Origin of the sequence: Aerococcus sp. 1KP-2016 (assembly GCF_002252085.1) — a bacterium.
Lineage (GTDB): Bacteria > Bacillota > Bacilli > Lactobacillales > Aerococcaceae > Aerococcus.
Genome location: NZ_NEEY01000113.1, coordinates 1 through 337 on the forward strand (window position 1 = coordinate 1; position 337 = coordinate 337).

1 protein-coding gene is annotated in these 337 nt (G+C 40.1%); it reads left to right on the top strand.

What is annotated here, in order from left to right; translation table 11 throughout:
* Nucleotides 1–337, top strand: a 337-nt coding sequence (locus tag B9P78_RS09630) for a G5 domain-containing protein (protein WP_199445774.1), incomplete at both ends; no start/stop codon positions are given.

Genomic DNA, 337 nt, shown 5'->3' on the forward strand with positions numbered 1-337 from the left:
GTATTAGGCGAACGAACAATCGTTGAAAAAGTAACGACTGTTGGTGGAGAAGAAACTGCTCGAGAAGTTATCTCAGATGAAATCACAACTGCACCAGTAAATAAAGTGATTCAAGTTGGAACAAAAGCAGCTCCAATTGAAGATATTGCAACTGTAGTGAGTGAAGAAACTCGTACTCAAGAAGTCGCTTTTGAGATCGAGTATGTGAATAATCCAGACCTACTAGTCGGTACAGAAGAAGTATCCCAAGAAGGTGTATTAGGCGAACGAACAATCGTTGAAAAAGTAACGACTGTTGGTGGAGAAGAAACTGCTCGAGAAGTTATCTCAGATGAAA